This is a genomic window from Metabacillus mesotrionivorans (assembly GCF_052171315.1).
GTDB lineage: Bacteria > Bacillota > Bacilli > Bacillales > Bacillaceae > Bacillus_P.
This window is the reverse complement of sequence record NZ_JBQMFF010000008.1, coordinates 126556-134966: the sequence shown is the minus strand read 5'-3', so window position 1 is coordinate 134966 and position 8411 is coordinate 126556. Positions and strand designations below refer to the sequence as shown.

General features: G+C 44.5%; 11 protein-coding genes and 1 pseudogene. 1 reads left to right on the top strand and 11 read right to left on the bottom strand.

The genetic code is table 11. The annotated features are described in order from the left end of the window. Positions 1–209: 209 nt before the first annotated feature. Genes ACTSEZ_RS17925 through flaG form a run of 5 tightly spaced genes read right to left on the bottom strand, consistent with a single transcriptional unit; the run spans position 210 to position 3476 of the window. Positions 210–599: a DUF8042 domain-containing protein gene (locus ACTSEZ_RS17925; RefSeq protein ID WP_369735719.1), complete on the bottom strand. Its 390-nt coding sequence runs from the start codon at positions 597–599 to the stop codon at positions 210–212. Next, the gene (gene fliT / locus ACTSEZ_RS17920; RefSeq protein WP_320154739.1) at positions 583–933 is read right to left on the bottom strand and encodes a flagellar protein FliT; all 351 of its coding nucleotides are present in this window, start codon (positions 931–933) and stop codon (positions 583–585) included. Before fliT ends, ACTSEZ_RS17925 begins: the two co-directional genes overlap by 17 nt. Next, positions 933–1334 (bottom strand): flagellar export chaperone FliS, encoded by a 402-nt coding sequence (gene fliS, locus ACTSEZ_RS17915; protein ID WP_369735718.1) that lies wholly within the window; start codon positions 1332–1334, stop codon positions 933–935. Before fliS ends, fliT begins: the two co-directional genes overlap by 1 nt. A gap of 16 nt (positions 1335–1350) precedes the next feature. Then, positions 1351–3129 (bottom strand): flagellar hook-associated protein 2, encoded by a 1779-nt coding sequence (locus ACTSEZ_RS17910; protein WP_369735717.1) that lies wholly within the window; start codon positions 3127–3129, stop codon positions 1351–1353. A 14-nt stretch (positions 3130–3143) separates the two neighbouring features. Continuing rightward, positions 3144–3476, bottom strand: a complete 333-nt coding sequence (flaG, locus tag ACTSEZ_RS17905) for a flagellar protein FlaG (protein ID WP_369735716.1) — start codon at positions 3474–3476, stop codon at positions 3144–3146. 223 nt (positions 3477–3699) lie between these two features. Between flaG and ACTSEZ_RS17900 the strand changes: the two genes are divergently transcribed. Next, positions 3700–4590 carry an endonuclease gene (locus ACTSEZ_RS17900; protein WP_369735715.1) on the top strand — a complete coding sequence of 297 codons (891 nt, stop codon included), beginning with the start codon at positions 3700–3702 and terminating at the stop codon, positions 4588–4590. A 23-nt stretch (positions 4591–4613) separates the two neighbouring features. Here ACTSEZ_RS17900 and ACTSEZ_RS17895 read toward each other — a convergent pair. From ACTSEZ_RS17895 to flgL, 6 genes and pseudogenes are all read right to left on the bottom strand, one after another. Then, positions 4614–4730 (bottom strand): annotated as a pseudogene (locus ACTSEZ_RS17895) (flagellin); the annotation flags it as partial. Between the two features lie 342 nt (positions 4731–5072). Next, entirely contained in the window at positions 5073–6083 is a 1011-nt protein-coding gene (locus ACTSEZ_RS17890; protein ID WP_369735713.1) for a flagellin N-terminal helical domain-containing protein, read from the bottom strand. Positions 6084–6260: 177 nt separating this feature from the next. Then, the gene (gene csrA / locus ACTSEZ_RS17885) at positions 6261–6479 is read right to left on the bottom strand and encodes a carbon storage regulator CsrA (RefSeq protein ID WP_369735712.1); all 219 of its coding nucleotides are present in this window, start codon (positions 6477–6479) and stop codon (positions 6261–6263) included. Beyond that, on the bottom strand, positions 6479–6907 hold the full coding sequence (gene fliW / locus ACTSEZ_RS17880) for a flagellar assembly protein FliW (protein WP_369735711.1): 429 nt from the start codon (positions 6905–6907) through the stop codon (positions 6479–6481). Before fliW ends, csrA begins: the two co-directional genes overlap by 1 nt. Before the next feature lie 18 nt (positions 6908–6925). Then, positions 6926–7480 (bottom strand): DUF6470 family protein, encoded by a 555-nt coding sequence (locus tag ACTSEZ_RS17875; protein WP_369735710.1) that lies wholly within the window; start codon positions 7478–7480, stop codon positions 6926–6928. 45 nt (positions 7481–7525) lie between these two features. Beyond that, on the bottom strand, positions 7526–8407 hold the full coding sequence (gene flgL, locus ACTSEZ_RS17870) for a flagellar hook-associated protein FlgL (RefSeq protein WP_369735709.1): 882 nt from the start codon (positions 8405–8407) through the stop codon (positions 7526–7528). Between the last annotated feature and the right edge of the window lie 4 nt (positions 8408–8411).

The following is an 8411-nucleotide window of genomic DNA, read 5'->3' as shown; positions in this document are numbered from 1 at the left end:
TTTTCCAGTAAACATTCTAACCAAATTAACCTACGATGTTACGAGTAAGGAGCTAGTTTCGTTCATGATAACTCGCTGCGCTTGCGGGATCTTCAGTGCCCTCTTCATCCCGCAGGAGTCAAGTGCCTTCCGCTTCAGTCCACTTAAACATCCCACATGACAACGACAACTAATAAAAAAACAAAAATCCCGTCCTTATTCTGGCGGGATCAGTGAAGCAGGTAGGGAAGCAGACATGTCTGGATGTCTCGCTTCCAGGCTGTATAGAGATGGGATAATCTTTTTAAATAGGCATGGAAAAGATGGGATCCGCCTTCTGGAGCAGGCCTTAATTCTTCGAGCATGTCATCAAAGAGCAGAATGACTTTCTGGAGCTCTGAATTGCTGCGGGCCGCATGCATCATGGAGCTGTGAACGGCATCCACCTGTATGAAGGCGTCCATCAAATCGTCCATAATCTGCTCGCGATTTGCATATTCCATGCTTTCATAGCTTTTGATCAGATAATAAAAACACTCTTCGATTGTATTCAGCAGCTCATTATAGGAAAGGAAAAGCTCGTAATCGCTTTGAGTTATTGCGTCACTTGCGCTTATCATAATACATTCCGTCGATGGCCGTGCTCTGGTAGGGGTTTGCATATTTCTGGCCGGAGGCTTTTTGCAGCTTTAATTTGGTCATATCTTCTTTAATCTCATGCTGCACGGCTTTCAGCTTTTCATGAATAACCGCGTTCCATTCTGTGATTTCTTTTCCCAGCTGTTTTTCCTGCTGGGTGTATGGCGGCTTCAGGTTTGAGATCAGCACTTCCCGCTGTTCGATCCACTGCTGGATGTTCAGGATATAGCTGTCCCTCATATCCTTTTGCTGCGAGCCGTTTACTTCACTAAGCAGCTGATGGGTAAGCTGGTGCAGTTTTTCAACAGCGCTCATCAGATCGGGCCGCCCTGTCCGAACTGCTGCCTGCGGGCGGATTGAATGACCTGTTTCCACGCATCGCGGAATTCAGTTACATACCCCTCTGCTTCAGAGAGAATTTCCGGATCATTTGAGATATTCGCTTCTACGAGCCTGCGGTTTATATATTCATACATCTGCATCATCGACCCGGAAACCTCAGCTTCTGGGTTCAAAGTAATCATCAATTCCTGAATAATGCGCTGCGCCTTTTGAAGATTGATGTTTTTTTCCTGAACCTGCTTCTGTTCCATCGCTGTCCGTGCCTGCTTGATAAATTTGAGGCAGCCGTTATAAAGCATCAAGGTCAGCTCGCCTGGAGACGCCGTGCTGACGGAATTCTGCTGGTACGCCTGATAGGGATTTGTCATTGCCATCGTGTTAACTCCTTTTTTAGCCGAATTGCTGCATTAAATAATTCATTTGTTCGTTGGATCGCTGGATTGCTTTTTCCATCGCCGTAAACTGTGCCCAGTAGCGGTCCTCTACTTGCGTCAGTCTGTCTTCAAAACGAGTGATCTGATTATCAATGGATGAGAGATTTCTTCCGATGGTAAACTGCTGGCTTGTGGAACTGGACGTGCCGGCTTTGGCATTCAGCTTGTCCATCGTTGTTTTTAAATTGTCATACAGGTTGGTAATGATCCCTTTTTCCCCGCTCGTTGGGCCATTGCTTGTAAACAGCTTTTCAACGCCGTCCGGATTTTCTTCAATCGCTTTTTTCAGCTTCGCCTCATCAATGATCAGCTTTCCGCCCTCGCGGTAGTTCGTTGAGGTCGTAATTCCGATATTGGAAAGATGGGTAAAAGATGTCCCTGATGCTGAAAACAGTGTTGAGTAGAAATCGGTTCGCATTTGGCTCAGTGCACCAGTCAGAATCGAGTCTTTCCTGAGCATCCCGCTTTTCGCCTTTTCATCCCACTGCTCCTGCTGCTTGTCTGACAGAGCTTCGCGTTCTTCGTCAGAAAGCGGCTGATAGTCGCGATATCGGGTTTCATCGGTTTTAGTCTGGATTTTGGCAATGGTTTCGTTGTAAAGGGTGACAAATTTTTTGATGTTGTCAAAAACTGCATTCGTATCGTTTGTCACATTAATGGCGACCGGGGGTTCTGCTGCCGTAAAGGTGTTTTTTAAAGTGAACGTAACTCCGCTCATTTCAAACGTGTTGGATGTCCGCTCTGTTTCAAGACCGTTGATGGTGAACTTTGCGTTCTGTCCTCCTGTTTCTGTACCTGAGCCGAATCTCAGCACGTTATTCAGGAAGCCTGCAGACGTGATGATTTCATTGCCGCCCTTGTTAAAATCGCCGGTTTCTTTTCTCGTAAGTGTAATCTTGTCTGAAAATGAATCATACAGCGCCGTCACGCCAAGTGATGATGAATTGATCTTTGCAAAAACGTTGTTCAATGATTCTGTGCCCTGAATCAGGAAATTCTCTTTTTTGAGACCTGTTGAAGTATGGGTCTGCATGTCAAAAGAGAAGTACTGGTCTGTACTCTCTATCACGTAATCCGCTTTGATGACGCTTCCTTTTTTGATCGTTTCGCCGAACGTCAGGTTGCCGTCTGTATCAAGTGCAGCTTCTCCCGCTTGAGGAGTACCCGTCACAAGCATAAAGGATTTTCCGTCCACTTTGATAATCGCGTCTTTATCAACATTTTTCAGCACTTGCCCGGTTTCAAGTGTCAGCTTAAATGACGTCCCGTCAGCCGCTGCAGTGACTGTCTGATTTTTAACGGTGCCTGTCTGCCAGTTGAAGTTCGTGTTGGCAAACGAATCTTTTATATCCTGGAGAGCTTTGGACGGGTCTACTTTTTGGCCGGATGCAGAGATTGCCCCGGCATTTACCTTCGTCGCTGCCGTTGCAAGCTGGTCGACTTTCGAGATGCTGTAGGACGCCTGGCTCGCCGCGCTCGTTGCAGTGGCCGTCACTCTATCAGCATTGGAGCTGTTCGTCGTCCGTGCCCGGTAATTGCTCGTCAGCTTCATATCAAACGCAGCATTCCTGAATGAAAACAGCAGGCTGTTCATCTCGCGGTAGCCGTCGCGCTGCCACTCAAGCACCTGCTTGTTCTGCTTCAGCTTATCAAGCGGCATTCTCTCCGCCTTCATTAAATCTGCCACGAGCGAATCAATGTCCATTCCGCTCGCCAAACCGCCGATTCTGACCATGTACCTTCACCTCTCTAGATTCTTTTATCTACTACAAATCCCAGGAACTCCGTTAATGCTGCGTACAAATCCAGCATCTTCTTCGACGGAATCTCCCGGACAATTTCCTTCGTCTGGCTGTCTACCACCGTCACATAATACTCATTCAGCTTCTCATGCAGCTGAAACTGAATCGACGTATTCGCCGGCTGCAGAAACTCATTGATGCTCTTCACCGCTTTTTCAATCTCTTCTTTCGGAAAAGCAGGAATGTACTCTTCTTTACTTCCTTCTTGTATGGTTACGGGCTTCGTGTCAATTTCTGAGATGCGCGGACCAGGCTGGGATGACATTTTCTCAATCATCATGATGGGTCGCTCCTTGGGTATATGTTCTACTGGTTATATCGGAGGGATTGGGGAGATTTGAAGGTATGGGGAGTTTAAATTGGGCTTAAATGTGTAAAGGAAGATTATTATTCTTTACAGAAATAAATATAATTTAGTAAAATAAAAAAAGAACAAACGTTCCCCTTTTTAAGGAGGTATTTAGATTAATACTTTTGAGACTACGCCAATAGAAGTCATGCAAATGCTGACGGGTAAACTGTTAGGAGACGGAAACTTATCTATTGAAAAAGGAAAAAGACCAAGATTTCGTTTTTCACATTCTTCTGCAGATTCTGGCTGGTGTTTTCACTGCTACGAAACACTTAAAGCACACATCCCGCTCAGTAAGCCTAAATACAGGAAGATCTTTGACAATAGAATAGAGGCTGGGTATACCGAACAGTTCTATGTTCAATCCAAATTATCTCCTCTCTTTGATAGCTTACTTCCACTTTGGTATAAAGAAAGAACAAAGAGTATCCCCTTCCACCTTCTTGAACAGGTTATTAACCCTCTAGCCTTAGCTTGGTGGTATCAAGATGACGGACATTTGAAAGTACAAAACAACGCCCCTAAAAAAATTATTCTCTCCACAGATTCATTTACTCAAAAGGAAAACAGGTTTTTAAAAGAGTTACTTTACACTCAATTTAAGCTTCACTTTAAACTAGATGGGCAAAATCGTCTGGTCATCTACGATCAAAAACAAATTCTGCTGTTCCTGAGAATTGTGCACCCGTACATTCATCATTCTATGAAACGAAAACTGCTGTCGTCTTCAGAATCAGAATTAACCTTCCATGACAACAAGAGAACATCAATTCATATTCAAATTCTAATTAGAAACCCAACGCAAGAAATTAGAGATGTTATTGATAAATCGATGAATCTTAACCCACTCTCACTGTATGAATCATATTTTTCAATTTCTAATACTAATGAAATAAAGAAACGAAAATCCTATCAAATTGTTTTAACAAGAAAACATCAGAAGTTCCTTGATTTGATTAAAAGAAAAACCGGTATGAATATGAGTGAAGCTGTAAGTACAATGCTTAATCTGAATGCACATGTTAATAGAAAAAGACTCTAGCTGCGCTAGAGTCTTTAATCCAATTAACGAAGTAATTGAAGAACACCTTGTGGCTGTTGGTTGGCTTGAGCCAGCATTGCTTGTGCTGCTTGAGAAAGAATAGAATTCTTTGTTTGGTTCATCATTTCTTTCGCCATCGCGCGAACATTTACTTTCATAAATGACCAGACTATATCTTCACCCTCTGAACTTTCCAGTAGGGGTTGGGCACTTCGGATCTTCAATGCTGAACCACATTGATTCACCTACGGATTTCATCACCATAGCTTTCGCCTTAGGTGGTCTATCCTAGTCGTTGAACCTTCTCCACTCTTTCGAGACAGGAGCTTGGCTGCTGATTGCCCAATCTCTTCTTTTTTTAAGCCCTCACGCCTGCCGTTTCCAGCTGCGTTGTGGCAAGAAAAGCTCTAAGGGGTTTCCAGCAATTCACCCAATTATAATCTCTGGCCGTTACCAGCCAGGACGACTGTGCTTGTCGCTGCTTAGGCAGCTAGAGCATAATCTACGTCACGGATACGAGATTCCGCAGCAGTTAGGTTTTCAGAAGAAGTTCCTAAGTTGTTGATTGTGTGCTCTAAACGATTTTGGTTAGCACCAAGTTTTGCACGCTCATCAGAAACTAGTTTAAGAGCATCGTCAATCGTTGAGATTGCACTTTCAGCACCACTAGTTGTAGAGATGTCAACGCCCGCAACACCTAGACCTGTTTTAGTCATGTCACTAATAGATAATCCCATTGTTTGAGTTTCGTTTGCGCCGATTTGGAAGGTTACTTCAGTACCAGTAATTTCAATAGTTTCTGTACTTAAACTTCCTGTAGTATATGCATCATTTACATTAATAGTTAATTCACCAGAACCAAATGTTAGTTTTCCCGCTCCGCTAGCTAGTTCGTTTGATACCAGAGTTGTAGTTCCGTCTGTAATTGTATAAGCATCAGCTGGCACACTTGTACCATCACCAACAGTTAATGTCCAAGTTCCAGCCGCTAATCCACCACTTGTAGATGCTCCAGTAACCCCAGCTACAGCAAGTGCAGTTGAACTTGCAGTTGCTTTATCCACTGTGGTACCTAAAGTACCATCTAATAATTTTTTTGTGTTAAATTCAGTTTGATTTGCAATACGATCAATCTCACCAATTAGTTCTGTAACTTCATTATTAAGGGCTTCTCTATCATCATCAGTGTTTGTTCCATTAGAAGCTTGAACAGATAGTTCACGCATACGTTGTAAGATATTTTGAGATTCGTTTAATGCACCCTCAGCAGTTTGAATCATAGAAATACCATCCTGCGAGTTACGTGAAGCTTGATCCAATCCACGAATCTGTCCGCGCATTTTCTCAGAAATCGCAAGTCCAGCCGCATCGTCACCAGCACGGTTGATACGCTGACCAGAAGCCAATTTCTCCATTGATTTAGATTGAGCGCCAGAAGCACTGCTCAATTTGTTGTAAGTATTAAGAGCCGCAATATTATGATTAATTCTCATTACAAATTTCCTCCTTGAATTGTATGTTTTCATCCACATCCTTGTGGAAGATGTCAGACTGGGCCGAGCCGGCCGTCTGCAGTCCTGCCTGACACTTTTTATATCGACAGGCAGAGTTATTGTTTAATAGAATTAGAAAAAAATTCACAAAAAAACCTCAAGCCGATGTGCTTAAGGTCATCTGTTTCTTAGCTTTGATAAGAGGTCTAGTGTTAGGTCCGCCGCTTTGTTGTTTTCTTCCTGAATGGAAAGGTAGATTTCTTTCCGGTGGATGTCGATGTGTTTTGGGGCGCTGATGCCGATTTTGACCTGATCGCCTGAGATGGAGATGACGGAGATCTCGATATCGTCGCCGATTTTGATGGCTTCCCCTGTTTTCCTTGTGAGTACGAGCATCAGGCTTCCTCCCATAGGCGGTGTTTGGTTGTGTAGTCCGTTCCGCTCAGGATGAGCTGCTTGCCTGTTTTTTGGTTTCGGTTGATGATGACCGGACCCTGGAGATTAGCGGTTGAAGCATTGAAGGGGTCTGTTACGGTCAGGATGACATAGACTTCAACGTCTTTTTCGCTTTCAATGGACAGGGCTTCTTTTGATGCTTCGTCAATCTCAAATTCATAGTTTTTGAAAAAGAAAAACGGACTCGTAACGACGAAGGCAGTGGACGGGCTCTGAACAGACTGAAGAATGAAAAAGGATGAATTCTCTTCAAGCGGCAGGAGGATAAACGAGTTTTCATCCAAAAATCCCGGTATGCCATGCTCAAATGTCAGTTGTTCAGCTTCATTGACATCGACCGTTCCGTGGTACTTTGTTTCGATAACCATGCTTCACGTTCCTTTCTGTTAAATAACAAAATCAATTCTCAGCTGATTGAGCTCAGCCAGATGAATTTTAACGTCTCCGGCTTCATAGTTCATGTCCGGCTTATTAGTTGTGCTTTCAATGATAGGATTGTTCGTCTTTACATCAATTTTAACCTCTGCAGGCTGATAGGCAAGCTTCACACTAAAATGCGACGGGATAAAGCCGATGTTAAATTGCTTCTCCGGGCGCTCGCTGTTCGATTTTGCCTGGGCAGTCAGAGGCCGGCCGCCGTTTTCAATCCGCATCTGCTCATCACCCTGTCTGATGCGTCTTGCAATGCCGGACAGGAGATCCTGCCGGCCCATATCCGCGGCTTCTTCGATGCGCTTTGAAATATGCTTCAAATCGACATCTTCTCGCGCCTTTGATTGATCAATTGTCAGCTTGCCCGGCGTGGTCCGGATCGTCAGCTCTGCTTTCGGCTGCTGAATGGAAAGGTCGGCGGGCTTCTGTTCAATAGAGAGCTTCGCGTTCACGGTTTCAATTCCGATTCTGGCAAACCTGCTTTCAAGTCTGATTTGAGGAATGTTCATTCATGTTCTCCTCCTAGTAAAAAAGCTATCTCGCAAAAGATAGCTTTATCTTAAAAAGTCCATCAGAGTAGGCTGCATGATCCTCGCACCTACTGAAAGAGCAGCTCTATGGAGACTTTCCTGTGCTGTGAGACTCATGATGACTTTCTCTAGATCTGCGTCTTCGTTTTCTGAAAGAATACGCGTAGACACAACCTCCTGCTTCATCACCCGGTCTTCAATCAGCTCAAGGCGGTTATATCTTGCGCCAAGCTCCGCGCGTTCAGCGGTCATGGCGTCCATTTTCCCGTCAAGGTCTGAAAGCAGTCCGTCCAGGCCGGATCCATCACCTGAAGTGAGGGCTTTTTCGATTGATCCCACAACGGCGAATAAGTCTTCGCTGAATACGTTATCTGAATTGATATTAGCTTTTAATGAAACCCCTTTTGACACTTCTACTTCAAACGGGGATTTATCAACGAGGACGGTTACCGTACCGTCAGCATTCAGTGTCACCGGTGCCTTTTTCGTTTCCGTTCCGTTGAAAATGTAATTTCCCGCTACTTGGGAATTAGCAGACCCGACCAAGTCCTCTTTCAGCTGCTTGATTTCAGCGCCGATTGCTTTAAGATCCTCAGGGCTGTTGGTGCCGTTGGTTGCCTGCACGACAAGCTCACGGACACGCTGCAGAACCTGTGTGCCCTGTTCAATGCCCGCTTCTGAATTTTCCATCCACTGATAGGCTTCTGATATGTTGCGCTGGTACTGTTCAACTTCTGTCAAGTTTGTGCGGTAGTGCATGCCTTTCATGGCAACGACCGGATCTTCAGACGGCCGGCTGATTTTTTTGCCGGTTGCGAGCTGATCCTGATACGTTCCCATTTTTTCATAGCTTTTGCTTAAATTCCGAAGAGAATTGGCTGCCAGCATACTTTGTGTGACGCGCATGGTT

Excerpts from the sequence above, each read along its gene's own strand:
- ACTSEZ_RS17925 (WP_369735719.1), bottom strand. The coding sequence starts at position 599 with ATGATAAGCGCAAGTGACGCAATAACTCAAAGCGATTACGAGCTTTTC.
- fliT (WP_320154739.1), bottom strand. The coding sequence starts at position 933 with ATGAGCGCTGTTGAAAAACTGCACCAGCTTACCCATCAGCTGCTTAGT.
- fliS (WP_369735718.1), bottom strand. The coding sequence starts at position 1,334 with ATGGCAATGACAAATCCCTATCAGGCGTACCAGCAGAATTCCGTCAGC.
- ACTSEZ_RS17910 (WP_369735717.1), bottom strand. The coding sequence starts at position 3,129 with ATGGTCAGAATCGGCGGTTTGGCGAGCGGAATGGACATTGATTCGCTC.
- flaG (WP_369735716.1), bottom strand. The coding sequence starts at position 3,476 with ATGATGATTGAGAAAATGTCATCCCAGCCTGGTCCGCGCATCTCAGAA.
- ACTSEZ_RS17900 (WP_369735715.1), top strand. The coding sequence starts at position 3,700 with ATGCTGACGGGTAAACTGTTAGGAGACGGAAACTTATCTATTGAAAAA.
- ACTSEZ_RS17890 (WP_369735713.1), bottom strand. The coding sequence starts at position 6,083 with ATGAGAATTAATCATAATATTGCGGCTCTTAATACTTACAACAAATTG.
- csrA (WP_369735712.1), bottom strand. The coding sequence starts at position 6,479 with ATGCTCGTACTCACAAGGAAAACAGGGGAAGCCATCAAAATCGGCGAC.
- fliW (WP_369735711.1), bottom strand. The coding sequence starts at position 6,907 with ATGGTTATCGAAACAAAGTACCACGGAACGGTCGATGTCAATGAAGCT.
- ACTSEZ_RS17875 (WP_369735710.1), bottom strand. The coding sequence starts at position 7,480 with ATGAACATTCCTCAAATCAGACTTGAAAGCAGGTTTGCCAGAATCGGA.
- flgL (WP_369735709.1), bottom strand. The coding sequence starts at position 8,407 with ATGCGCGTCACACAAAGTATGCTGGCAGCCAATTCTCTTCGGAATTTA.